This window comes from Acidovorax sp. GW821-FHT10E03, assembly GCF_059415205.1.
This window is the reverse complement of the sequence record NZ_JBWKMU010000005.1, coordinates 69,693-93,543: the sequence shown is the minus strand read 5'-3', so window position 1 is coordinate 93,543 and position 23,851 is coordinate 69,693. Positions and strand designations below refer to the sequence as shown.

22 protein-coding genes are annotated in these 23,851 nt (G+C 66.3%); 12 read left to right on the top strand and 10 right to left on the bottom strand.

Annotated elements, in window-relative coordinates:
- Nucleotides 1-39: 39 nt before the first annotated feature.
- Together AC07OD_RS10265 and AC07OD_RS10260 are read left to right on the top strand one after the other, a co-directional pair.
- The gene (locus AC07OD_RS10265) at nt 40-843 is read left to right on the top strand and encodes an IclR family transcriptional regulator (protein WP_494596453.1); all 804 of its coding nucleotides are present in this window, start codon (nt 40-42) and stop codon (nt 841-843) included.
- Between the two features lie 117 nt (nt 844-960).
- Complete coding sequence (locus AC07OD_RS10260) at nt 961-1,833, top strand: IclR family transcriptional regulator (protein ID WP_369643437.1); 873 nt, start codon at nt 961-963, stop codon at nt 1,831-1,833.
- A gap of 40 nt (nt 1,834-1,873) precedes the next feature.
- Here the strand turns inward: AC07OD_RS10260 and AC07OD_RS10255 are convergent, their stop codons facing one another.
- Nucleotides 1,874-2,698, bottom strand: a complete 825-nt coding sequence (locus AC07OD_RS10255; RefSeq protein WP_494596450.1) for an IclR family transcriptional regulator — start codon at nt 2,696-2,698, stop codon at nt 1,874-1,876.
- A 183-nt stretch (nt 2,699-2,881) separates the two neighbouring features.
- On the opposite strand from AC07OD_RS10255, the gene AC07OD_RS10250 reads away from it, so the two are divergent.
- The 3 genes from AC07OD_RS10250 to AC07OD_RS10240 all read left to right on the top strand — a co-directional run bounded on the left by AC07OD_RS10250 (nt 2,882) and on the right by AC07OD_RS10240 (nt 6,104).
- Nucleotides 2,882-4,072: an ABC transporter substrate-binding protein gene (locus tag AC07OD_RS10250; protein ID WP_494596448.1), complete on the top strand. Its 1,191-nt coding sequence runs from the start codon at nt 2,882-2,884 to the stop codon at nt 4,070-4,072.
- A 111-nt stretch (nt 4,073-4,183) separates the two neighbouring features.
- A complete protein-coding gene (locus AC07OD_RS10245) occupies nt 4,184-5,896 on the top strand; it encodes an FAD-dependent oxidoreductase (RefSeq protein WP_494596446.1) in 1,713 nt (570 codons plus the stop codon).
- A gap of 1 nt (nt 5,897) precedes the next feature.
- Nucleotides 5,898-6,104 carry a DUF2783 domain-containing protein gene (locus AC07OD_RS10240; RefSeq protein ID WP_218296222.1) on the top strand — a complete coding sequence of 69 codons (207 nt, stop codon included), beginning with the start codon at nt 5,898-5,900 and terminating at the stop codon, nt 6,102-6,104.
- Between the two features lie 215 nt (nt 6,105-6,319).
- Here the strand turns inward: AC07OD_RS10240 and glmS are convergent, their stop codons facing one another.
- The gene (gene glmS, locus AC07OD_RS10235; protein WP_369643442.1) at nt 6,320-8,227 is read right to left on the bottom strand and encodes a glutamine--fructose-6-phosphate transaminase (isomerizing); all 1,908 of its coding nucleotides are present in this window, start codon (nt 8,225-8,227) and stop codon (nt 6,320-6,322) included.
- Between the two features lie 139 nt (nt 8,228-8,366).
- Here glmS and AC07OD_RS10230 point away from each other — a divergent pair, with 139 nt between their 5' ends.
- Entirely contained in the window at nt 8,367-8,855 is a 489-nt protein-coding gene (locus tag AC07OD_RS10230; protein ID WP_492806848.1) for an Lrp/AsnC family transcriptional regulator, read from the top strand.
- 194 nt (nt 8,856-9,049) lie between these two features.
- The gene (locus AC07OD_RS10225; protein ID WP_494596443.1) at nt 9,050-10,108 is read left to right on the top strand and encodes a diguanylate cyclase; all 1,059 of its coding nucleotides are present in this window, start codon (nt 9,050-9,052) and stop codon (nt 10,106-10,108) included.
- Nucleotides 10,109-10,124: 16 nt separating this feature from the next.
- Here the strand turns inward: AC07OD_RS10225 and AC07OD_RS10220 are convergent, their stop codons facing one another.
- The 3 genes from AC07OD_RS10220 to AC07OD_RS10210 form a co-directional block, all read right to left on the bottom strand.
- On the bottom strand, nt 10,125-10,967 hold the full coding sequence (locus AC07OD_RS10220) for a sensor histidine kinase (RefSeq protein ID WP_494596441.1): 843 nt from the start codon (nt 10,965-10,967) through the stop codon (nt 10,125-10,127).
- Nucleotides 10,964-12,394, bottom strand: coding sequence for a bifunctional UDP-N-acetylglucosamine diphosphorylase/glucosamine-1-phosphate N-acetyltransferase GlmU (gene glmU, locus AC07OD_RS10215; protein WP_492244651.1), 1,431 nt, complete (start codon nt 12,392-12,394; stop codon nt 10,964-10,966). Before glmU ends, AC07OD_RS10220 begins: the two co-directional genes overlap by 4 nt.
- Before the next feature lie 92 nt (nt 12,395-12,486).
- Nucleotides 12,487-13,245 (bottom strand): Crp/Fnr family transcriptional regulator, encoded by a 759-nt coding sequence (locus AC07OD_RS10210; RefSeq protein WP_218296228.1) that lies wholly within the window; start codon nt 13,243-13,245, stop codon nt 12,487-12,489.
- 149 nt (nt 13,246-13,394) lie between these two features.
- On the opposite strand from AC07OD_RS10210, the gene AC07OD_RS10205 reads away from it, so the two are divergent.
- Nucleotides 13,395-13,793, top strand: a complete 399-nt coding sequence (locus AC07OD_RS10205) for a BLUF domain-containing protein (RefSeq protein ID WP_218296229.1) — start codon at nt 13,395-13,397, stop codon at nt 13,791-13,793.
- A gap of 51 nt (nt 13,794-13,844) precedes the next feature.
- Here AC07OD_RS10205 and fabF read toward each other — a convergent pair whose 3' ends face one another.
- Nucleotides 13,845-15,119 (bottom strand): beta-ketoacyl-ACP synthase II, encoded by a 1,275-nt coding sequence (gene fabF, locus AC07OD_RS10200; RefSeq protein WP_494596438.1) that lies wholly within the window; start codon nt 15,117-15,119, stop codon nt 13,845-13,847.
- 229 nt (nt 15,120-15,348) lie between these two features.
- Between fabF and AC07OD_RS10195 the strand changes: the two genes are divergently transcribed.
- On the top strand, nt 15,349-15,945 hold the full coding sequence (locus AC07OD_RS10195) for a TetR/AcrR family transcriptional regulator (RefSeq protein ID WP_492244653.1): 597 nt from the start codon (nt 15,349-15,351) through the stop codon (nt 15,943-15,945).
- Between the two features lie 135 nt (nt 15,946-16,080).
- Here the strand turns inward: AC07OD_RS10195 and AC07OD_RS10190 are convergent, their stop codons facing one another.
- Together AC07OD_RS10190 and AC07OD_RS10185 are read right to left on the bottom strand one after the other, a co-directional pair.
- Nucleotides 16,081-16,461 (bottom strand): DUF2917 domain-containing protein, encoded by a 381-nt coding sequence (locus AC07OD_RS10190; RefSeq protein WP_369643449.1) that lies wholly within the window; start codon nt 16,459-16,461, stop codon nt 16,081-16,083.
- 105 nt (nt 16,462-16,566) lie between these two features.
- Nucleotides 16,567-17,106, bottom strand: coding sequence for a DUF2917 domain-containing protein (locus AC07OD_RS10185; protein WP_494596435.1), 540 nt, complete (start codon nt 17,104-17,106; stop codon nt 16,567-16,569).
- Between the two features lie 132 nt (nt 17,107-17,238).
- Here AC07OD_RS10185 and AC07OD_RS10180 point away from each other — a divergent pair, with 132 nt between their 5' ends.
- Entirely contained in the window at nt 17,239-18,234 is a 996-nt protein-coding gene (locus AC07OD_RS10180) for a LysR substrate-binding domain-containing protein (protein WP_218296233.1), read from the top strand.
- 97 nt (nt 18,235-18,331) lie between these two features.
- Here AC07OD_RS10180 and tyrS read toward each other — a convergent pair whose 3' ends face one another.
- Complete coding sequence (tyrS, locus tag AC07OD_RS10175; protein WP_218339852.1) at nt 18,332-19,564, bottom strand: tyrosine--tRNA ligase; 1,233 nt, start codon at nt 19,562-19,564, stop codon at nt 18,332-18,334.
- A 202-nt stretch (nt 19,565-19,766) separates the two neighbouring features.
- Here tyrS and AC07OD_RS10170 point away from each other — a divergent pair, with 202 nt between their 5' ends.
- Together AC07OD_RS10170 and AC07OD_RS10165 are read left to right on the top strand one after the other, a co-directional pair.
- On the top strand, nt 19,767-21,134 hold the full coding sequence (locus AC07OD_RS10170; protein ID WP_218339853.1) for a M23 family metallopeptidase: 1,368 nt from the start codon (nt 19,767-19,769) through the stop codon (nt 21,132-21,134).
- A gap of 36 nt (nt 21,135-21,170) precedes the next feature.
- Nucleotides 21,171-22,283, top strand: a complete 1,113-nt coding sequence (locus AC07OD_RS10165) for an anhydro-N-acetylmuramic acid kinase (protein WP_492253962.1) — start codon at nt 21,171-21,173, stop codon at nt 22,281-22,283.
- 39 nt (nt 22,284-22,322) lie between these two features.
- Here the strand turns inward: AC07OD_RS10165 and mdtD are convergent, their stop codons facing one another.
- Nucleotides 22,323-23,744, bottom strand: coding sequence for a multidrug transporter subunit MdtD (gene mdtD, locus AC07OD_RS10160; protein WP_492244658.1), 1,422 nt, complete (start codon nt 23,742-23,744; stop codon nt 22,323-22,325).
- Nucleotides 23,745-23,851: the final 107 nt, after the last annotated feature.

The following is a 23,851-nucleotide window of genomic DNA, read 5'->3' as shown; positions in this document are numbered from 1 at the left end:
TGGATCAGATACCATGCATCGACTACGGGGACATCTGTGATGGAAGAAATTGACGTGGCCCCAGACAAGGCGCGCCGAGGCATTCAAGCCATAGAGGCTGGTGGGCAGCTGCTTCTTGCGCTGGAGGCCCACGGGCACCCTCTTCCCCTCAAGAAGCTTGCCTGGGCTGCCAACATGGCTCCGGGAAAGGCACACCCCTACTTGGTGAGCCTCTCAAAACTCGGTCTGGTGACTCAAGACGCCTCAACCGGCCACTACTGGCTCGGTCGTACCGCCATGGAACTGGGTCTCCTGACGCTTCGCACCGTCAATCCCTTGCGCGAAGCCGCACCGCTTGCGGAACTGCTCGCGCAAGAAACAGGGCACAGCGTTGCACTGTCTGTCTGGGGAAATCAAGGGCCGACAGTGGTATCGCTTTTCGATGCGACCTATCCCCTTCATACCAACATGCGTGTGGGGACGGTGATGTCTCTTGCCGGAACAGCAACAGGGCGCTTGTTCGTGGCCTATCTACCTCGACAACTCATAGAAGAGTCACTGCTGGAGGATGACCGTCGCCTGGGCCCAGATATCGCAAAAACCGTTGAGCCGAGCGAGCTGCAAGATATGCTCAGCTTGGTGCACGAACATGGACTCTCACGTTCCGTGGATATGCCCACAGTGGGGGTCAGCTCGTTTGCAGCCCCGGTTTTCGACTATTCGGGCAATGTTGTGATGGCGGTCACACTCCTGGGGCGTACCCGGTCATTTGACACAGCTTGGAGCGGGAACCAGGCAAAGGCGGCAAGAGCATGCGGCTCAGCGATCTCCACGCGCCTCGGGAGCCTCCGGCGCCGCGCCTGAGTGCGGAGCAAAAAAATGAATAGACGGAAACAAAAGCCCCATGGCTCCCGATTCAGCGCCGTATTGCGCCTGGTCACAGACATCCTAATGCATAAGCACTAGACTAAAAATTCATCTATGGCAAACGAGACCGCCAAATTTAACTCCAAGGACAAGACCATGGGCGCACTTGATGAAGACGGCAATGAAGGTGGTTCCGAGAAGGAGCGCCGAGGAATTCAGTCTATTGAAGCCGGTGGTCAGTTGCTTCTCGCACTGGGTGCGCAAGGTCGCCCGTTGCCATTGAGAGAACTGGCGCGAGCTGCCGACATGGCTCCAGGAAAGGCGCACCCCTATCTCGTGAGCTTTGCCAAGTTGGGGCTTGTGACCCAGGAAGCCTCGACGGGTTTCTATTGGCTAGGCCCCACGGCAATGCAACTTGGCCTTGTGACCCTCCGCATGCTCAATCCAGTACGCGAAGCCACTCCCTTCGCCGAGCAGCTGGCGCGGGAAACTGGGCACAGCGTCGGATTGTCCGTCTGGGGAAATCAAGGCCCGACGATGGTCTTCCTCTTTGACGCCATCTATCCGCTGCACACCAACATCCGTACTGGAACGGTAATGTCCCTTGCCGGTACTGCGACTGGTCGATTGTTCGCCGCATACCTTCCCGCGAAACTGATCGAAGAGTCGTTGCTGGAAGACGAGCGGCGCTTAGGGCCGGACATTGCGAAACCCGTCGACACGGAAGAACTGCAGAGAATGTTGATCGAGGTGCGCAAGCATGGGGTATCGCGCTCGGTCAACAACCCCACCCCTGGTGTTTGCTCCTTTGCCGCGCCCGTCTTTGACTATTCAGGCAACATCGTCCTGGGCGTCACGCTCATGGGGCGCTCAAGGTCTTTTGACACGGACTGGAATGGCACCCAAGCCACAGCCGTGCGCGCATGCGGCCAAGAGGTATCCAAACGCCTAGGCGGACCTTCAAGAGCCTCTCTGGATCCGCGCTGACATCCATTGGCCGGGATGGCCTGCCGCTGGCGAGGTTCACCTACGCCTTCCTGAATCCGAGCCTCTGCGAGATAGCGAGGGCACAAGTGCGCAGGGCCACGGCCATCGGACCATTCCAATCAGGGTCAAAGGTACCCGTAGGGCCCATCATCGTGATAGTCAGGGCAATCGCGCCGGAGTAATCAAAGACTGGTGCCGAGAACGAAACAATCCCCGGCGTTGGATGATTCACCCCTCGCGACATTCCCCGCGCCCTCACCTCCTCGATCAGATCCTCAACCGCCTTGCCATCAAGCGGATGGGCAATGTCAGGGCCCAAACGGATGTAGTCATCCTGAAGCATCCGGTCGATCAATGGCCTTTGCAAGTAAGCTGAATACACCCTGCCGGTTGCTGTATTGGCCAGCGACATCACCGTTCCGGTACGGATGTTGGTGTTGATCGGGTACGCGGCATCGATCAGGCGAACGATGACGGGCCCGAGGTTTCCCCAGACCGTGATCGCAACCGTGTGCCCGGTTTCAGCAGCCAACGCCTCCGCCATGGGCGTCGCTTCGCGAATGGGATTGAGAGTCTGCAGCCCGGTGAGCCCCAATTGGATCGCCATAGGTCCCAGCAAGTACTGACCAGTTACGGGGTCCTGTGCCACGAGCCCGATCTTCCCAAAGCTCACCAAGTAGGGATGGATCTTCCCGGAAGGCATGCTGACAGCCTTGGTCAGGTCCCTGAGGGCCATAGGCCTTGGCTCAGAAGCCAACACCTTCAGTATTTCCCCCCCCACCTCTATTGACTGGATTCCACGGCGCTCACGGCCACTAGGGTGCGACGGACTCAAATCGTCATCTTGCGGGGCAGTCAGTTTCATAGGGCGAAATCATAGGCCCAATCAGACAAGCAGGTGAAATTCAACAATGACTAACGCACTTGCATAGGGTAAATACTAGTTATAGTTTAGCGAGCTAGATAAATACTAGCGTCTGACAGCGCGGAGTGCGTGATTCACATCCGCCAACTCGGCGCATCCGCCCTTTTTCACTCGGAGACAAACATGAGAAACCTTCTGACAGCACGTCGACTGGCCCTTGCGGCAGTTGCATTCGTTTCACTGGCAGCCGCAGCGCAAGACATCAAGCTGGGGTTCAACGGTGACCTGTCTGCCTCGCCATCTGCACAAAGCGGGGCGGCAGGCGTGCTCGGAATTCGCGCCGCTATTGACGACATCAACGCTGCAGGGGGCGTGCTTGGCCGCAAGCTCACACTGGTGATCCGTGACGATCAATCCCAGCCACCCAAATCGATCCAGAACATGAGCGAGTTGATCGACAACGAGAAGGTGGTAGCCGTGCTTGGCCCCACCAACTCTGGGAACGCGATGGCCTGGAAACACATTCCCAATCAGAAAAAAGTTGTCTCCATGGGCATGATCGGCGGCGGAACCGACATCACCAAACCGATGAGCCCGGGTGCTGAAAACTACATGTTCCGCGTCTCCATCGTTGACAGGGAGCAGGTGGTGGGTTTGATGGCCTATGCGAAAAAAGCGGGAGCCAAGAAGCTCGGCCTGGTGGCGGAGACCACGGGTTATGGCCAAGGTGGGCTCAAGGACATGACCGAGATCGCAAAGCTGCAAGGCCTGGATGTCGTTGCCACGGAGAGATTCGCTGTTGGTGACACAGATATGACCTCACAGCTGAGCAAACTCAAAGCAGCAGGTGTGGACACGCTCGTGGTTTGGGCTCAGGGAACGCCCACTGGCCAGCTGGTCCGCAGCATGGAGAAGGTCAACTATTTCCCGAATGTCCTGTCATCCTGGGCCGCAGACAACATCACGTTTTATGACGCGGCGGGCCAAGCCTTGGCCGAAAAGCCAATTTTCATGCGCACCATGGTTGATGCCGTCGCCCCCAAGCAGAAGGCCCTCTTTGAGCGCACCAAGGACAAATTGGCCGCAGCAAGTGCATTTCCGTTCGTCGCCCATGGATACGACGCAACGCTGCTGCTGGTAGCCGCCATCCAGCAAGCGGGCTCCACCGACGGAGCAAAGATGCGCGAGGCACTGGAAAACCTGCAAGCGCCGATCGATGGCATCAAGAAGACTTATGAACGCCCCTTCTCGCCGACAAGTCATGAAGCACTGACCGCTAGCGACTTCGCTTTCGTCAAATGGACAGGGGGCAAGCTCACTCAGGTGAACGATGCAACGACCAAGTTGCTGCAATCGCCTGATTTCAAGCGCTAGATGCCGTCGCAGGCCCCATCGGCAGCTGCTTTGCTGGGGCCTCCGCCTTCGATTGGCTTATCGCGCCTAGGCGCGATGCCACTGGAATTCAGTCCCCCGCAGAAGCACCCAATGAACATCCTCGAACTTCGGCCCGACATGTCAGGGCATGAGATACAGGCACTCAAGTTTGCCTACGAGCCTTCGCCCGACCAGCGCAATGAGCATCCTACGCACCACCCTGTCGTTGTCATCGGCGCTGGGCCAGTGGGTCTCAGCCTCGCCATAGACCTCGCTCAACGCGGACAGAAGGTCCTGCTGCTGGACAACGATGATCGGCTGTCGAACGGATCGCGCGCCATCTGCTTTGCCAAGCGCACACTGGAAATTTGGGATCGATTGGGCGTGGGCGACGCCTGCGTCGACAAGGGCGTCTCGTGGAATGTGGGCAGGCTGTTCCGCGGTAGCGAGCAGGTATACCAATTCGACCTGCTGCCGGAACAGGGCCACGAACGCCCCGCCTTTATCAATCTTCAACAGTACTACGCAGAAGCGTACCTGCTGCAACGAGCAACCGCGCTTCCCAATTTGGAAATCCGCTGGAAGAACGCTGTGGTCGCCTTGGATCAGATAGAGGGCGAAAACGGAAAAGTCATTGTGGGAGTCGATACGCCAGATGGCCCGTATCAAGCGACTTCCGACTATGTCGTCGCGTGTGATGGTGGACGGTCCAGCGTTCGCGCGCTCATGGGTCTTGAGAGCAAGGGGCAGGTATTCCAGGACCGGTTCCTGATCGCCGATGTCAAGATGACTGCGGACTTCCCCGCCGAACGCTGGTTCTGGTTTGACCCACCTTTCCATCCGAACCAGAGCGTCCTTCTACATCGCCAACCCGACAACGTCTGGCGAATCGATTTCCAGCTGGGGTGGGATGCAGATCCAGACGAAGAGAAGAAGTTGGAGCGAATCACTCCGCGCATCAACGCAATGATGCGTCAGGCGCTTGGCCGAGAAGTCCCCTTCGAACTGGAATGGGCGAGCGTTTACACGTTTGTTTGTCTACGCATGGAGCGCTTTCGTCATGGCAGAGTGATCTTTGCAGGAGACAGCGCCCACGGAGTTTCGCCGTTCGGAGCCCGCGGCGCGAACTCTGGCATTCAGGATGCGGAGAATCTCGCCTGGAAACTGGACGCTGTCCTCAAAGGGAAAGCGACAGCGCTGGCGGCTGAGGCCCTCCTGGACAGCTACGGCACCGAACGTGAATACGCCGCAGACGAGAACCTGCTGAACTCAACCCGCGCCACCGACTTCATCACCCCAAAAAGCGAAATCAGCAAGCAGTTTCGCGATGCGACCCTTGATCTCGCAACCGAATTTCCATTCGCGCGTCAACTGGTCAACAGCGGGAGACTGTCTGTTCCGGCTACTTTGGAGACCTCGCCTCTGAACACTCCAGACAGCGAGAAATTCGACTCGCCGATCCGTCCGGGTGCCCCTGCCGCAGATGCCCCGATAACCCACGCAGGAAAGACAGAATGGTTTCTGCGGCAATTGGGTCAAGACTTCACATTGGTGGTCTATTCGGATCAAATACCTGCCGACCTCGCTCAAACTGCAGTTGACAAGGTACTGGTGGTGACCGGCGTGACATCACTGCAGGACGGTCCAGGTCTCAGGGTGATCTGCGACAACGAAGGTCTGTTCGCCCGCCGCTACGACGCGCGCCCTGGCAACGCATGGTTGATGCGCCCCGACCAGCATGTATGCGCGCGCTGGCGTGCACCTCGAGCCGCAGACGTCGGGGCCGCATTGCTGCGAGCTCTCGGAAGCCCCATCCAGGACTGATATGAATCTCATCACGACACCGAACTTCGAAGCCGCGGACGAATTCTATGAAAGTTTGATAGAGACGCATCGCGAGCTCGACCTGACGCAGAGCCACGAGCTAAACATAAAGCTCGTGCTATTGCTCGCTAACCATGTAGGAAAGCGTGATGTATTGTCGGCCGCACTGACCGCGGCGCGACGCAACACCTGCGCTGAAAAACCATAGGCCAGCGCGATGCGGGGGAAATGGGGTGAAGGTGACCTGCACCGGCCAGGATGGTTGAGGAACTGTTCATCAGCGAGCCCGCGCCGGTCGCCATGCGGGGTTGTCCACAACGAGCTACCGGGAACCGCCCAAGATGACCGAGGCAGCTGCCTGGCTGAGCGCGCGCATCGTCGAGCTGGTCTACCAGCGCCGGCGCTTCGGCCAACACCCCGCACTCACTCCACCGTCACGCTCTTCGCGAGGTTCCGGGGCTTGTCCACATCCGTCCCCCGCGCGCAGGCCGTGTGATACGCCAGCAGCTGCAGCGGCACCACGTGCAGCAGCGGGCTCAAGGGCCCGTAGTGCTCGGGCATGCGGATCACGTGGATGCCCTCGCTGCTCTCGATGCGGGTGTCGGCATCGGCCAGCACGTAGAGCACGCCCGCGCGGGCGCGCACTTCCTGCATGTTGCTCTTGAGCTTTTCCAGCAGCGCATCGTTGGGGGCCACGGTGACCACGGGCATGGCGCTGGTGACCAGGGCCAGGGGGCCGTGCTTGAGTTCGCCCGCCGGGTAGGCCTCGGCGTGGATGTAGCTGATTTCCTTGAGCTTGAGCGCGCCTTCGAGCGCGATGGGATAGTGCAGGCCCCGGCCCAGGAAGAGCGCGTTCTCCATGCGCGCGAAGTCCTCGGCCCAGCTGATGAGCTGCGGCTCCAGCGCCAGCACGGCCTGCAGGGCCACGGGCAGGTGGCGCATGGCCTTGAGGTGGGCGGTTTCCTGCGCTTCGGTCAGGCGCCCCTTGGATTGGGCCAGTGCCAGCGTCAGCAGGAACAGGCCGGCCAGCTGCGTGGTGAAGGCCTTGGTGCTGGCCACGCCGATCTCCACGCCCGCGCGCGTGATGTAGGCCAGCTTGCATTCACGCACCATGGCGCTGGTGGCCACGTTGCAGATGGTGAGCGTGTGCGCCATGCCCAGGCTTTGCGCATGGCGCAGGGCGGCCAGGGTATCGGCGGTTTCTCCGCTCTGGCTGATGGTGACGACCAGCGTGCGCGGGTTGGGCACGCTGGTGCGGTAGCGGTACTCGCTGGCCACCTCGACCTGGGTGGGAATGCCGGCGATCTCCTCGAGCCAGTACTTGGCCGTGCAGCCGCTGTAGTAGCTGGTGCCGCAAGCCAGGATCAACACGCTGTCGATCTCCTTGAACACGCGCCAGGCGGCAGCGCCGGGCTGGCCGTGCTGGCCCGCGCCATCGAACAGCTCGGGCACGATGCCCTCCACGCCTTCGAGCGTGTCGGCGATGGCGCGCGGCTGTTCGAAGATTTCCTTTTGCATGTAGTGGCGGTAGGGGCCCAGCTCGGCCGCGCCGCTGTGGGCCAGCACGGTGCGCACGGGGCGCTGCGCCGGGGTGAGCGCCTCGCGGCCCTTGCCCACGATCCAGTAGCGGCCCAGTTGCAGGTCCACCAGGTCGCCCTCTTCCAGGTACACGATCTGGTCGGTGACGCCCGCCAGGGCCATGGCGTCGCTGGCCAGGAAGTGTTCTGAGCCATCCTTGCCCACGCCCAGGATCAGTGGCGAACCCGCGCGTGCGCCCACCACGCGGTGGGGTTCGTCCTTGTGCATCACGGCGATGGCGTAGGCGCCATGCAACTGGGCAACCGTGGCCTGCACGGCATCGAACAGGTCGCCGCTGTAGTGGCTGTCCACCAGGTGGGCGATGACCTCGGTGTCGGTCTGGCTGGTGAACACGTAGCCGCGCGCCTGCAAGGCGGCGCGCAGCTCCTCGTGGTTCTCGATGATGCCGTTGTGCACCAGCGCCACGCGGCCCGGGGTGCCCGCCGCATCGCCCGCGCCGTGGCTGAAATGGGGGTGGGCGTTGTGCACTTCCGGTGCCCCGTGCGTGGCCCAGCGGGTGTGGGCGATGCCGGTGGCGCCATCCACATGGTCGGCCTGCACCTGTTCAAGCAGTTCGGCCACGCGGGCCGTGCTGCGCGCGCGCTGCAGGCCGGCGGGGCGCGCCGCGTCCAGGCTGGAGGCGTGCACGGCCACGCCGCAAGAGTCATAGCCCCGGTATTCGAGCCGCTGCAGGCCCTGCACGAGGATGGGAACGATGTTGCGCGTGGAGACCGCGCCGACGATGCCGCACATGGTGGTTGCCCTGGTTGGAAAGCGATGGGGGCGATGGTAGGCGGCACAGAAAGAAATTAATGATTGATATTCATCTTATTTTGAACTTTAATTTCATCACCAATCATTGATGAAATTTTCAATCAATTTTCCTTGAAAAATGGAATCCATAGCACTCGACCTGGTGGATCTGCAGCTGCTCAACCTCCTGCAAACCGACGCCGCGCAAAGCAACCAGTCCCTGGCCGAGCGGGTGCATGTCTCCCCGCCCACCTGCCTGCGCCGAGTCAAGCGCCTGCAGGATGCCGGGCTCATCGAGCGGCAGGTCGCCATCCTGCAGCCCGACCGGCTGGCCGCCCTCCAGGGCCACGGGCTGGCGTGCATCGTCGAGGTGTCGCTGGACCGGCAGGGGGCCGAGCAGCTCGACGCGTTCGAGGCCCGCGCGGTGGCGGACGCCGCCGTGCAGCAGTGCTGGCGGGTTTCGCCGGGGCCGGACTTCGTGCTGGTGGTGCACACACGGGACATGCCCGGCTACCTGGCGCTGTCGCAGCGGCTTTTCACCGGCAACGCCAATGTGCGCAACGTCAAGGCTTTTTTCGCCACCCGCAGGGCAAAATTTGATACAAAAGTGCCGCTATCGGTGGATTGACAAGCGCTATAAGCTATATTTTTCATAGCAACCGCCTGCTTGGCGCATCCCCCGCCAGTTCCCCCGCTGGGCGCCATGCCTTGCTGGCCTCTTGCCCCGCGGCAAGGTAAGCTGCCCCAGACTTCCACCCTCCAGCCCGCCGGGCTTCGCGCGGACCGCATGCCGGCGGGTCCGCCAGATGCACACCAGGACCCATGCCCACACCCGAACGCCAGATGCCCCGCCGTATCTACCCGCTCCGGGTCCTGGGCATGGGGCTGGGCGGGATGGTGGTGGGTGTGGTGCTGTGGGAGCGCCAGGCCTCGTTCCCGGCCTGGGCGGCGCTGGTGCTGGCCGCCCTCGTCTGGCCCCATGGGGCCTACCTGCTCGCGCGGCGCAGCGCCGACCCCTACCGCGCTGAAATCCGCAACCTGCTTGCCGACTCGGCCATGACGGCCGCGCTGGTGCCGCTGATGCACTTCAACCTGCTGCCCAGCGCGCTGCTGGTCACGCTGACGATGGTGGACAAGATCACCACCGGCATCGGCGGGCTCTGGGTCCGGTCCATCCCGGTGATGCTCGCGGCCGGTGTGGCCAGCGCGGTGGCCACCGGCATGCACTGGGCGCCCGAGACCTCCATGCGGGTGATCGTGGCGTGCCTCCCGGTGATGGTGCTGCACACGCTGTCGGTCAGCGTGGTGAGCTACCGGCTGATCCGCAAGACCGCGCGGCAGAACCAGCAGCTGGACGAGCTGCGCCGCGTGGACTCGCTGACCGGCCTGTACCGGCGCGGCCACTGGGAGGAACAGGCCGAGGCCGCATTGCGCCACCACCACGCGACCGGCGAACCGGCCTGCATGCTGATGATGGACATCGACCACTTCAAGCACATCAACGACGCCCACGGCCACACCGTGGGCGATGAGGCGCTGCGGGCGCTGGCCCATGTGGTGCGGGGCAATGTGCGCTCTGGCGACTGCGCGGGCCGCTACGGCGGCGACGAGTTCGCCATCATCCTGCCCGGGCTGCAGGCCCGGGACGCGATGGCCATCGCCCAGCGCATCCGCGAGCAGACCGAGGGCACGCGCCTGCGCAACCTGCCGCAGTTGCGCTTTACCAGCAGCATCGGCGTGGCCCCTGCCCAGCGCGGCCACGCCAGCGTGCGCGAATGGACCGATGCGGCCGACGCCGCGCTCTACGCCGCCAAGAACGCCGGGCGCAACCGCGTCTCGGGCGGCCCGGACGCTGCCGCGCCACTGGTGCCCGCCGCGTAGCGCCGGGCCCGCGGCCTCAGGCGCGCGATGGCGCGGCAACGGCAGCAACAGCCGCCGAGCCCGGCCACGCCACCCGCACCGTGCAGCCCGCCCCGGGCAATGCGGTGGCCGTGATGGCGCCCCCGTGGCGCTGCGTGATGGCCTGGCACAGCGCCAGCCCCGCGCCCACGCCCTCGAACTCGGTCTCGCGGTGCAGGCGATGGAACACGCCGAACAGGCCGTCGGCGCGCGCAGGATCGAAGCCCGTGCCGTTGTCCTGCACGGTGAACACAACCTGCCCCGCCTGCGCCGCCGCGGGGTCGGATTCGGCCTGCACCGCGATGCACGGCCGCGCGCTGTGGCGCGTGAACTTGAGGGCATTGCCCAGCAATTGCACCAGCAGCTCCTGCAGCAGGGCGGGGTCGGCCCGCAGCGTGGGCAGGCGGGTGGCATCCGCGGTGCGCCAGTCGATGGCGCGACCCGCCTCGGCGGAGGCCAGGGCGGCACGCGCCCGGGCCACGGCGTCCGCCAGCGGCACCGGCTGCAGGTTCAGCGGCGCCCGCTGGGCACGCGCCAGCGCGAGCAGGCCGTCGATCATCATCCCCATGCGCCGCGCGGACTGGTCCATGGTGCCCAGAAAACGCAGTGCCTCCTGCACCGCAGCCGACTGCGCGACGTCCGGCGGCAGGTCGCCCAGCACCTCGCGCACCAGCGTGCCGTACGAGGTCACGTGCCGCAGCGGCGCGCGCAGGTCGTGCGAGACGGCGCGCAGAAACTCTTCCTGCGCCGCCGCCATGCCGGCCACCTGCTGCTGGCTGCGTGCCAGCTCGGCGCGCAACAGCTGCAGCTCCTGCCCGGCGGTGGCGTCGGAGGGTGTCATGGCCTGGGCAGCTTGGCGGGGCGCGCCCAGTTGGCGATGCTCACCTGCTTGCCGCGCGCCACGCTGAGGGCGCCCGGGGCCGTGCTCTTGGTGATGGTGCTGCCGCCGCCCACGGTGCCGCCCGCGCCAATGGTGACGGGCGCCACCAGCACGCAGTTGCTGCCCACGTGCACGTCGGCCTCGATCACCGTGCGGTGCTTGTTGGCGCCGTCGTAGTTGGCGGTGATGGCGCCCGCGCCGTAGTTCACGCGCTCGCCCACCGTGGCATCGCCCAGGTAGGCCAGGTGGTTGGCCTTGGCGCCGTCGGCCAGGGTGCTGTTCTTCACCTCGACGAAGTTGCCGATGTGCACTTCGCGGCCCAGCTGCGCGCCGGGGCGCAGGCGGGCGAACGGGCCGATCAGCGCACCCTCGCCCACCGTGGCGCCTGCCTTTTCGCCGTCGATGTGGGTGAAGGGATGGACCACCGCGCCCGCAGCGATGCGCGCGTTGGCGATGCAGCAGTGGGCGCCGATGCTCACGCCCTCGCCCAGCTCCACGCGGCCGGTGAAGACGCAGTTCACGTCGATCTCCACGTCCTGCCCGCACACCAGCTCGCCGCGCGCGCCGGTGCGGGTGTCGTCGCGCACATCGAACCGCGCGGGGTCGGCCAGGCGCACGCCCTGCTCCATCAAGGCCCGGGCTTGGCGCAACTGGTGCGCACGCTCCAGCTCGGCCAGCTGCAGCGGGCTGTTCACGCCCGCCACCTGCAGCGCATCGGTGATGCGGTGGGCCGCCACGGGCACGCCATCGGCCACGGCCATCGCGACGATGTCGGTGAGGTAGTACTCGCCCTGCGCGTTGTCATTGGTCAGGCGGGCCAGCCAGCCGCGCAGCAGGCGCGCGGGCACGGCCATGATGCCGCTGTAGACCTCGGTGATGGCGCGCTGGGCCTCGCTTGCGTCCTTGTGTTCGACGATGCCCCGCACCCGGCCCTGGCCATCGCGCACGATGCGGCCGTAGCCCGTGGGATCGGGCAGCGTGACGGTGAGCAACGCAAGCTGCCCGCCGGCCGAGGCCGCGACAAGCGCGCGCAGCGTGTCGGCCTGCGTGAGCGGCACGTCCCCCGACAGCACGACCGCCGTGCCGTCGTCGCGCAGGTGCGGCACGGCCTGCAGCACCGCGTGGCCGGTGCCGAGCTGGGGTTCCTGGCGCACGAATTTCACATCCAAAGTGCCCCCAGCGCTTGCTGCGCCTGCGCTGGCAGCTTCCACTTCTGTAGCACCATGGCCGGTGATGACGATGGCGCTGCGCGCCTGCAGGTGCGCCGCCTGGTCGAGCACGTGGTGCAGCAGCGGGCGCCCCGCCAGGCGCTGCAGCACCTTGGGAAGCCGGCTTTTCATGCGCGTGCCCTTGCCGGCCGCCATGATGAGGATGTCGAGTTGCGTCATGGATCTTCTGGGGGAGATTCGATACCGGGCGGGAAGCCCCGCGCAGGCTGGGCCACGATTATCGGCTGCGCCCGCCCGTGCCCGGCAATCCGCTACAGCAGCGGCATCAGGCGGGGCGGCCTGTCGTAGTACTCGGCGATGCGCGCGAGCGCCCGGGTGTTGAGCAGGCGCAGCCGCCCGTTCCTGATTTCATGCAGGCCCAGGGTGGCCAGCCGCCGCAGGGTCTTGTTGGTGTGCACCAGCGACAGCCCGAGCGCATCCGCGATGTGCTGCTGGTTCAGCGGAAACGCCACGGTGCCGTCGGCCTCCACCAGCCCGATGCGGTCCAGCCGCCGGTACAGGTGCATCAGCAGCATGGCCACGCGTTCGGTGGCGTTGCGGCGGCCGGCGGTCAGCAGGTTGTCGTCCACATGGCCCTCCTCGTGCGCCGACAGCCAGGTGATGTCGTAGCCCAGGCGCGGGTGCTCGCGAAACAACGCCCACAGGCTGTCGTTCTGGAACACGCACAGCGCGCAGTCGGTGAGCGCCTCGATGCCATGGGTGGACACCTCGCCAAACTCCTGCTGCAGCCCCACCAGGTCGCCCGGCAGCAGGAAGTTCAGGATCTGGCGGCGCCCGTCGCTCAGCGTCTTGTAGCGAAACGCCCAGCCCGCATACAGCGTGAACAGCCTGGCATTGACCTCGTTCTCGCGCACCAGCGCGCCACCGGCCTCCACGGCCAGGGTGGTGGTGCGAAAGCCTTCTATGAAGTCCAGCACCTCGGGCTTGACCGCCGTGAATGCCCCCGTTGCGCGCAGCCTGCATTCATGGCAGGTGGGCGGGCAGGCATGGGTGGGCAGGCTGGGGTTCATGGCGTGGCGGAGGGTGGGGAGATTTTAGGGACTGCGGCCGGCATTCCAAGGGCTCCACGATGCCACGGCCCCGCCCGGTGGCGCGATAGTTACATGTATGTCTTTTGACATTGCACAACCACCGGGCGCTCCCTACATTGGGATCGTCTATGAAACCCAGCCCCGACCTCTACGAAGTGCTCTACGTGAGCACCCTCGCACCCGACCAACCCACCAGCGTGGTGGCCGAGGTCGCCGGGCGCGCGCGCCTGGTGAACGCGCAGCTTGACATCACGGGGCTGCTGATCTTCGACGGCCAGCGCTTCTGCCAGCAGCTGGAAGGCCCGCAGAAGGCCGTGCTCAAGCTCATCGAGCGCATCCGCAACGACCCCCGCCACATCAACGTCGAGGTGCTGCACAACGGCCCGCTGGCGGCGCGCCGCTTCCAGCAGTTCAGCCTGGCCTTCAGCACGGTGGAGGACGTGGATGCGCTCGCGCGCATGGAACGGCTCGACGGCGAAGCAGCGCTGGCCGCGTTCGAGTCCATGCGCAGCCAGCTCGTCCTCTGACACGCGCCCACGCGCCGGCCCCCATGGGCCCCTGCGGGGGCTGAAGCCGCGTCATGCGGCGTCCGGCCAGCGCCGCAGCAGCAGGCTGGCGTTCACCCCGCCGAAACCAAACCCGTTGAGCATGGCGTGCGTGAGCGCCATCGGCCTGGGCCGCAGCGCCACCATGTCCAGCCCCTCGGCCAGCGCATCGGGCGTGTGCAGGTTCAACGTGCCCGGCACCACCTGGTCGCGCAGCGCCAGCGCCGTGAAGATGGCCGCCACCGCACCCGCCGCCCCCAGCAGATGGCCGGTGGCCGACTTGGTGGAACTGATGGCCACCTGCGCCCCCGTGCCAAACACACGGCGGATGGCGGCCAGTTCGCCACGGTCGCCCACACCGGTGGAGGTGGCGTGTGCGTTCAGGTGCTGCACATCCTGGGCTGTGAGGCCTGCCTGCGCCAGCGCGGCCAGCATGCTGCGCGCTGCGCCATCGCCATCTTCGGGGCCGGAGGTGATGTGGTACGCGTCGGCCGACGTGCCATAGCCCACCAGCTCGGCCAGTGGCTGTGCGCCGCGCGCGAGGGCGTGGTCCAGCGCCTCAATCACCAGCATGCCTGCGCCCTCGCCCATCACAAAACCGTCGCGCTGCGCATCAAACGGCCGCGAGGCCTGCTCGGGCGTGTCGTTGAACGCCGTGCCCAGGGCCTTGGCCGCCGCAAAGCCGCCCAGGCTCACGCGGTCAATGGCCGCCTCGCTGCCCCCGCACACGGCCACGTCGGCCTCGCCGCTACGGATCAGGCGCGCGGCATCGCCAATCGCCTGCACGCTGGCGGCGCAGGCGGTGACCGGCGCACCCAGCGGCCCCTTGAGCCCGTGGCGGATCGACACCTGCCCCGCCGCCAGATTGACCAGGAACGACGGCACCGTGAACGGCGACAAGCGCTGCGGGCCGCGCGTATCAGTGGTGCGCACGGCCTCGGCAATCGCGCCAAAGCCACCAATGCCCGAGGCGATCACGGTGGCCGTGCGCTCGCGCGCCCGCTCGTCGGCCGGGGGCCACCCGGCCTGCGCCAGCGCCTGCTGCGCCGCGCCCAGCGCGAAGGGAATGAAGCGGTCCATCTTGCGCTGGTCCTTGGACGAGACGACGGCATCCACGTCCCAGCCACCTTCGGGGTCTTGAGCGACATCCGGCACCTGCCCCGCCACCTTGGCGGCAATGCCGTCCGTGACAGCGTCCGGCAGGCGCGACAGGCCCGAGCGCCCCGCCAGCAGGCGCCGCCACACCAGTTCCACACCGCAGCCCAGCGGCGACACCAGGCCCATGCCCGTGACCACGACGCGCCGCATCAGGCCACCGCCTTGTCGCAGCACACACCATTCCACACCTCGGCACCACGGCCGCCATGGATCATCTTCTTCATGGATTCACCTCGTCAGACAGATTGGGCGCAGCACCAGGAACCGGTTCCAGGGCACTGCGGCGACGCACGGAAACGATCCGCGCCTTTATGATTGCAGCCGTCATCATAAAGGCATCACCACTTTTTGCGTACGATCGCAATCAATAAGAGGCAGCATGAAGGTTTCCAAAGCACAGGCCGCCGAGAACCGGCAGGGCATCCTGGACGCGGCATCCCGCCTGTACCGCGAGCGGGGGCTGACCGGCGTGGGCGTGGCCGACATCACGCGCGACGCGGGGCTCACGCATGGCGGGCTGTACCGGCATTTCGCCTCGAAGGACGCGCTGGTGCAGGAGGCCTGTGCGCGGGCGTTCGACTGGTCCATCGCCCCGCTGGACGGAGCCACTCCGAACACCACCATCGGCGAGCGCATAAAGAGCTACCTCTCGCCCCAGCACCGCGACTCGCCGGGCACAGGTTGCCCGGCCGCCGCGCTGGCGGTGGACGCCGCGCGGGCGGGCAGCGAGCTGTCGGAAGTGTTCGCCCAGGGCATCGAGCGCAACATCGGGCGTTTTGCCCAGCTGCTCTGCGGTGGTGACGCCACCGTGCAGCCCCAAGACCGCGCCCGCGCCATGCAGGTGCTGGCCACCATGGTCGGCGGGCTGGTGCTGGCCCGAGCCACCGCCGCGGCGCGGCCGGCGTTGTCGGATGAAATATTGACGACCTTGCAGGCCCAGTTGATCGGGCTGCTGGGCGACGGCGACGCACGCTGACAACCTGGCGCTCACCCATTGCTATCAAAAAAGAGCTGCTGGCGCTTGATGGTCAAGCGCCAGCAGCTCTTTGAAGCTCTATTGCACACCCGAACACCGGCGGGGCAGGCCCCTCTCCGGATCAGGCCGGCGCCCTCAGGCGCAGCAGGCGGCGTCGCCCCAGGCGGGAGCCCCGTTGCCCACGGATGCGCGGCGCCACCACGATGCAGGGCGGGCACTGGCAGCCTCGCCGCGCACCCAGCGGTACTGCAGGCGGCGGCCGTTCAGGGGTTCCACCACCACCGACTGGCCCGCGGCGACCTGCAGCGACTGGCCGGCGCACAGAAACACATCGCTGCTGTCGCCCAGGCCCTTGCCCAGCGTCACCCAGGCCTGGCCTTCGGCGATGCGCAAGGTCATCGCGGCCCTGGGGGCCAGGCTGACGGCGGCGCCAGCGGCCACGGTGCCGGCGCCAGCGGCCGAAGCGCCCACGGCGCGGGAAGATGCGAACAGATGAAGAGCGTGAGAGGTTGTCATGGCATTCTCCGGGTTAACCCTAGTAAGACCGTATGGTGCGCGGCTTGCAGAACAACGTCCAATGAAAAGCACGGCACCGATTGATGCTTTTCCTGCATGTAGTCCTCAAGCGAGCCTGCGCTGTCCCTGTGGCGCTATCCGATTGAGAGCAAAGCGGGCCAGGCCAGCAGCAAACCGCCCGCCCGCGCCCGTCACCTCCGCCAACGCAGCGCCCAGGGCACGCCCGCCCTGCCCCAGGGCATGCCCCAGGTCGCGCAGCGGCTGCACCACGCCACATTCCCAGTCGCGGGCGGCCAGGCTGTGGGGCAGGGTCGTCGCCGGGGCGGCCGCGCCATCCCAGTGGAAGGCCACGGGCTCGGTGCCACCGCCGGGGCTCCAGGCCTCCATCACCACATGCTGGCCGGGCGCGACAGCCAGCTGCTCGCCCGCCCGCAGCAGATGGTCGGCCGTGGCACCGGGCAGGTCCGCCAAAGACCCGCTCAGGGTGAGCCAGACCTGCCCCTGGGCAATCTGCAGCACGCCATGGGTGTGCGGGCGCAGCGACAGCGCCTGGCCCGTGGCCAGTTTCCAGCAACCGGCCGCAGATCGGCCAGCCAGGCTGGCGTGCACGGATTGTTGCGATTCCAGAACGTTGCGGGGGGACATGACAGGCTCCTTGGCTTCGATGAAAAGGTGTTTCGGAGACTGGATAGTGCGCTCGGCGGCACACACAGTCCAATGAAAACGCGGTACGCTATTCATTCCGCCAACGCATGAATCGCATCCAGGACACCTGCCATGGCCTCTGCCGAATACTCCCCTGCCGTCCTTCGCACCCGCCCCGTGGCCACCGGCCATTGGCGCGCCTTTCTCGCCGTGGCCAAGCACCTGAACTTCCGCGCCGCCGCCGACGAGCTGGCGCTCACCCAGTCCGCCGTGAGCCGCCAGATCCAGGCACTGGAAGAAGAAGTGGGCGTGGCGCTGTTCCTGCGCCACACGCGGGCGGTGGAGCTGACCAGCGCGGGCGCGCAGCTGCAGCGCGCCGTGGCCCCGGCGCTCGAGCGCATGGACGCCGCCGTGCGCCTGGTGCGCCAGACGGCCGGGCGCCGCAGCGTGGCCATCACCACCTGGGCCAGCTTCGCATCGATGTGGCTGATCCCGCGCATGGAGGAGTTCCAGCGCGACAACCCGGGCATCGACATCCGCATTGATGCGAGCGACGTGCCGGTGGACCTGGAAACCTCGGACGTGGACCTGGCCCTGCGCTACAGCATGCCGGGCGCGGGCACCCTGGGCGGACAGCGCCTGTTTGGCGAGCAGCTGGCCGTGGTGGCCAGCCCCTGGCTGCTCAAGAGCGGCAAGCCCCTGCGCACGCCGGCCGATGTCACCCAGTTCACGCTGATCGAGGCGGGCGACGCGCACCGCAGCCAGCACCTGGAATGGCTCAGCTGGCGCCGCTGGTTCGACGCGCGGGATTTGGCCAAGCTGCAGCCCGAGCGCTGGCTGTATTTCAACTACGCCCACCAGATCGTGCAGGCCGCCCTCGCCGGCCAGGGCCTGGCGCTGGCGCGCATGCCGCTGATTGCCGATGCACTGGCCGCAGGCGACCTGGTGGAGGTGCTGCCCGGCCACCGCATCGACTCCCCGCTGGCCTACTGGCTCATGGTGGGGCCCCGCAGCGCGCAGCGGCCGGAGATCAAGGCGTTTTGCGCCTGGCTGCAGGTGCAGGCCCAGGCCACGCGCGAGGCGATCGGGGATGTGCCGGACCCGGACCTGAACGACAACCTGGACTGACCACAAAAAAAGCGCTGAACCCGGCTGGGTCAGCGCTTTTATTTTGATAGCTACTCGCGCTTATTCATCAAGCGCCAGCGGCCAATTTGACTGAAAATCAGGCCAAGGTCACCCGTGCAAACTTGCGCTTGCCCACCTGCACCACGTAGGTGCCGGCGGCCAGCTTCAGGCCCTTGTCGCTGACCACGCTGCCATCCACCCGCACGCCGCCGCCGTCGATCAGGCGGTTGGCCTCGCTGCCGGACGGCGCCAGGTTGGCCTGCTTGAGCAAGGCACCGATGCCCAGCGGCGCACCCGACAGGGACACTTCGGGGATCTCATCGGGCACGCCGCCCTTGCTGCGGTTGATGAAATCCTGCTCGGCCGCATCGGCCGCCGCAGCGCTGTGGAAGCGCGCGGTGATTTCCTTGGCCAGCATCACCTTCGCGTCCTTGGGGTTGCGCCCGCCCGCGATCTCGGCCTTGAGCGCGGCGATCTCGGCCAGGCTCTTGAACGACAGCAGCGTGTACCAGTCCCACATCAGCGTGTCGCTGATCGACAGCACCTTGGCGAACATGGTGTTGGGCTCTTCGGCGATGCCGATGTAGTTGTTCTTGGACTTGGACATCTTGTCCACGCCGTCCAGGCCCACCAGCAGCGGCATGGTGAGCACGCACTGCGGCTCCTGGCCGTATTCCTGCTGCAGGTGGCGGCCCATGAGCAGGTTGAACTTCTGGTCGGTGCCGCCCAGCTCCAGGTCGCTTTTCAGGGCCACCGAGTCGTAGCCCTGCATCAGCGGGTACAGAAACTCGTGCACCGCGATGGATTGGCCGGTGGTGAAGCGCTTGTGGAAATCGTCGCGCTCCATCATGCGCGCCACGGTGTACCGGGAGGCGAGCTGGATCATGCCGCTCGCGCCCAGGGGCTCGCTCCATTCGCTGTTGTAGCGGATCTCGGTGCGCGCGGGGTCCAGCACCATGCTGGCCTGCTTGTAGTAGGTCTCGGCGTTCACCTTGATCTGCTCGGGCGTGAGCGGCGGGCGCGTGCTGTTGCGGCCGGAAGGGTCGCCGATCAGGCTCGTGAAGTCCCCGATCAGGAAGATCACCTGGTGGCCCAGATCTTGCAATTGCCGCATCTTGTTCAGCACCACCGTGTGGCCGATGTGGATGTCGGGTGCCGTGGGATCGAGTCCCAGTTTGATGCGCAGCGGCTGGCCCGTGGCCTCCGAGCGCGCCAGCTTCTTGACCCATTCGTCCTGCGGCAGCAGTTCCTGCACGCCGCGCAGCGAGATTTCAAGGGCCTGTCTTACACCATCAGAGACCGGGGTTGTTGTAACAGCAGATTGATTCATAAGGGTTTTTTGGGATGTCTAGACAGCATGCACCGCTATACTTCAGCCCACATTGCTTGAGGCGGATTCTAGTAGGCCCGCCGTTTCGACCTGTTTTCACGCTGTCGCATGGCCACATGCCTGGCAGCCTGTGTTCCTGGCCTCGCCCCGCCGTCGCAACGGGGGAGTTTCAGGAAGTCACGCTCACCCTGGGGATAGACCTTTGATTCACGGCCTCACTACGGTCCGCACCGCCAGCACCGCTTTGCTTGACCGGCTGTCCCGCACGATCCAACAACATCCCAAACGCATCACCGCCGCTGTCGCAGCCCTGCTGCTGACGGGCGGCGGCGGCGCGTTCGCCGTGGCGTCCTTCGCCCCCGACCCGGCCGAGCTGCCGGTGCGCATGGTGAGCTACCCCGTCGAATCGCTGGCCGAAAACCTCGTGCTGGGCGAGCTCGACGCCCCGGGCTTCTCGCTGTTCCGCTCCGAACAGGTGCGCAGCAGCGACACCCCCGAATCGCTGCTGCAGCGCCTGGGCGTGGCCGACCCGGCCGCCGCCGCGTTCATGCGCGGTGACACTCCTGTGCGACAAAATGTGCTCGGGCGCACCGGCCGTGCCGTGTCGGCCGAGACCACCGACGACCACCGCCTGACCCGCCTGACCGTGCGCTGGGTGCCCGACGACAGCGGCAGCTTCCGCCGGCTCATCGTCGAGCGCAACGGCGACAAATTCAGCTCCCGCATCGAAACCGCCAAGATGACGGTGGGCAGCCGCCTGGCGGGCGGCATCATCCACAGCTCGCTGTTCGCCGCCACCGATGCCTCCAACATCCCCGACGGCGTGGCCGTGCAGATGGCCGAACTCTTCTCGGGCAACATCGACTTTCGCCGTTCGCTGCGCAAGGGCGACCGCTTCTCGGTGGTGTATGAAACCCTGGAAGCCGACGGCGAGCCCCTGTCCAGCGGCCGGGTGCTGAGCGCCGAGTTCGTCAACAACGGCAAGACCCACCAGGCCCTGTGGTTCCAGGAGCCGGGCGCCGCCAAGGGCGCCTACTACACGCTCGACGGCGAGAGCATGCGCCGCGCCTACCTGACCTCGCCGGTCGAGTTCTCGCGCGTGACCAGCGGCTTCAAGATGCGCATGCACCCCATCCTGAAGACCTGGCGCGCTCACCTGGGCACCGATTTCGCGGCCCCCTCCGGCACCTCCGTGCGCACCGTGGGCGACGGCGTGGTCGAGTTTGCCGGCGTGCAGAACGGCTTTGGCAACGTGGTCTTCGTCAAGCACCGCAACCAGCACGTCACCGTGTACGCCCATCTGAGCCGCATCGACGTGCGCCAGGGCCAGTCCGTAGAACAGGGCCAGACGCTGGGCGCAGTGGGCGCCACCGGCTGGGCCACCGGCCCCCACCTGCACTTCGAATTCCGCGTGAACGGCGTGCACCAGGATCCGCAGACCATCGTCGCCCAGAGCGAAGCGGCGGCCCCCGTCTCGGCGGCCGGGCGACCCGCGTTCGAGCGCCTGGCGTCCAACATGCGCATCCAGCTGTCCGCTGCGGCGCTTGTCGAACAGGCCAGCGCAGACTGAGCCGCTGGCAGCATCCGCGCGCACATCCCCCGGGCCATGTCTGATCTGTACATCGGCCTGATGTCGGGCACCTCGCTCGATGGCATCGACGGGGTGCTGGCGGATTTTTCCGGCCCCCGCATGGTGGTCACGCACCACGCCAGCATGGCGTTCGCGCCGGAGCTGCGGGCGGAACTACTCGCCCTGAACACCCCTGGCAGCAACGAGCTGCACCGCGCAGCGCTGGCGGGCAATGCGCTGTCGCGCGCGTATGCCGAGGTGGTGCACGCGCTGCTGGAGCGCAGCGGACAGCCGGCCAGCGCCATCCGCGCCCTCGGAGCCCACGGGCAGACGGTGCGCCACCGCCCCCAGGAATTCGACGGAACGGGCTACACCCTCCAGTTGGGCAGCCCCGCCGTGCTGGCGGAACGCACGGGCATCACCGTGGTGGCGGATTTCCGCAGCCGCGACGTGGCCGCCGGCGGCCAGGGTGCGCCCCTGGTGCCCGCGTTCCACCAGGGCGTGTTCGGCCGCGCGGACGAGACCGTGCTGGTGCTCAACCTCGGCGGCATCTCCAACCTCAGCGTGCTGGGTGCCGGGGGGGCCAGCGTGCTGGGGTTTGACTGCGGCCCCGGCAACGCGCTGATGGACCACTGGTGCCAGCAGCATACCGGCCAGCCTTTCGATGCGGACGGTGCATGGGCCGCAAGCGGCCAGGTGCTGCCGGCGCTGCTGGCCTCGCTGCTTGACGAACCCTTTCTGCACAAGCCCCCGCCCAAGAGCACGGGGCGCGACCTGTTCAACCCCATCTGGCTCGCGCGGCATCTGCAGCCATGGGCATCGGCGGACCCCGTGGACGTACAGGCCACCCTGACGGAATACACCGCCCGCGCTTGCGCCATCAGTGCCAATAGCTATCAAGAGAATAGCAACACCCTGGCGGTGTGCGGTGGCGGCGCCCTGAACACCCACCTGATGGCGCGGCTGCAGGCCGCATGCCCCGCCGTGCGGGTCGTCGCCACCGATGCGCTGGGCCTGCCGGCCCTGCAGGTCGAGGCCGCGGCTTTTGCCTGGCTGGCGCGGCAGGCGCTGCACGGGCAGCCCGGCAACCTGGCCAGCGTCACCGGGGCCGTGGGCGCCCGCGTGCTGGGCGCGGTCTACCCTGCCTGATCCGAGCCGGGCCTGGCGGCCCCTCCCCCGAAACCACCTTCAGCCGTGGTCCGTGGCGTCCGCCGTGGCGGCGACCCGGCTGCCGGCGCGGTCCTGGGGCGACAGCTGCCAGAAGATGCCCGCCGAGGCCACGGTGATGAGCCCCATGCATGCGAACGTGGCCTGGAACGCCCTCAGCGTCCCCTGGGCGCCGCCGGCAGGGAAGAAGTCAGTGAACGCAGCCAGCACCGCCCCTGCGGCCGCCACGCCCATTCCCATGGCCACCATCTGCACCATCGACAGCAGGCTGTTGCCGCTGCTTGCCATGGCATGTTCCAGGTCCTTGAGCGTCACGGTGTTCATGGCGGTGAACTGCAGGGAATTCACGGCGCCAAAGACCGCCAGCTGCGCCACATGCACCCACAGGGGCTGCGTGGGAGCGGCCAGGCCAAAGCTGGCCATCGTGACGCCCACGAGCAGGGTGTTGCCCACCAGCACCTGCCGGTAGCCGAAACGGGTGATCAGCGGCGTGGTGAAGCGCTTCATCGACATGCCGGCGATGGCCACGGGCAGCATCATCATGCCGGCCTGCAGGGGCGAGTAGCCCATGGTGACCTGCAGCAGCAGCGGGACCAGGAATGGCATGCAGGAGCTGCCCAGGCGCGAGAACAGGTTGCCCAGCAGACCGATGCGCAGTGTGTCAATGGAAAAGAGCCGCGGCGAGAACAGCGGGTCGGCCCGCCGCGCCGCGTGCAGCCAGTAGGCCACCAGGCTGGCCAGCCCGAAGACCATCAGCACCAGCACGCCCGCCTGGCGCAGGCCCATGCTGGCCAGGCCGTCCAGCGCCAGCGAGAGCGACACCATGCCAAAGGCGAGCATCAGGTAGCCCGCCAGATCGAAGCGGGGCACGAAGGTCACGGGCTCGCCCGGCATGAAGCGCAGGGTGGCGATGCAGCCCACCAGCCCCACCGGCACATTGATGAGGAAGATCCAGTGCCACGACGCCGCCTCCACGAGCCAGCCGCCCAGCGTGGGGCCGATCAGTGGCCCGATCAGGCCCGGAATGGCAACGAAACTCATGGCCTGCAGGAACTGCTCGCGCGGAAAGGTGCGCAGCACCACCAGCCGCCCCACCGGCAGCAGCAACGCCCCGCCCAGCCCCTGCACCACGCGCGCCGCCACCAGCTGGGTCAGGCTTTGCGCGAGCGCGCAGCACACCGAACCCAGCACGAACAGCACGATGGCGGACAGATAGACGCGCCGTGAACCAAAACGGTCGGCCAGCCACCCGGAAGCCGGTATCAGCATGGCCATGGCCAGCGAATAGGCCACCACCACCGACTGCATGCGCAGCGGGCTTTCTCCAAGGCTGCGGGCCATGGCGGGCAGCGCGGTGTTGACGATGGTGGCGTCCAGCGTCTGCATGAAGAAGCCGATGGCCACCAGCCACAGGAGCACTTTCAGGGATCTGTCTTGCTGCATGGCACGCCAGGATGGCTTTTCCAGGAAAACGAAAAGGGGTATCCCCATGAAAAAAGCCGCCCGTCCGGGCGGCTTGTCGTTTCATTCCGTGCCGCTGGCGCGGCGCA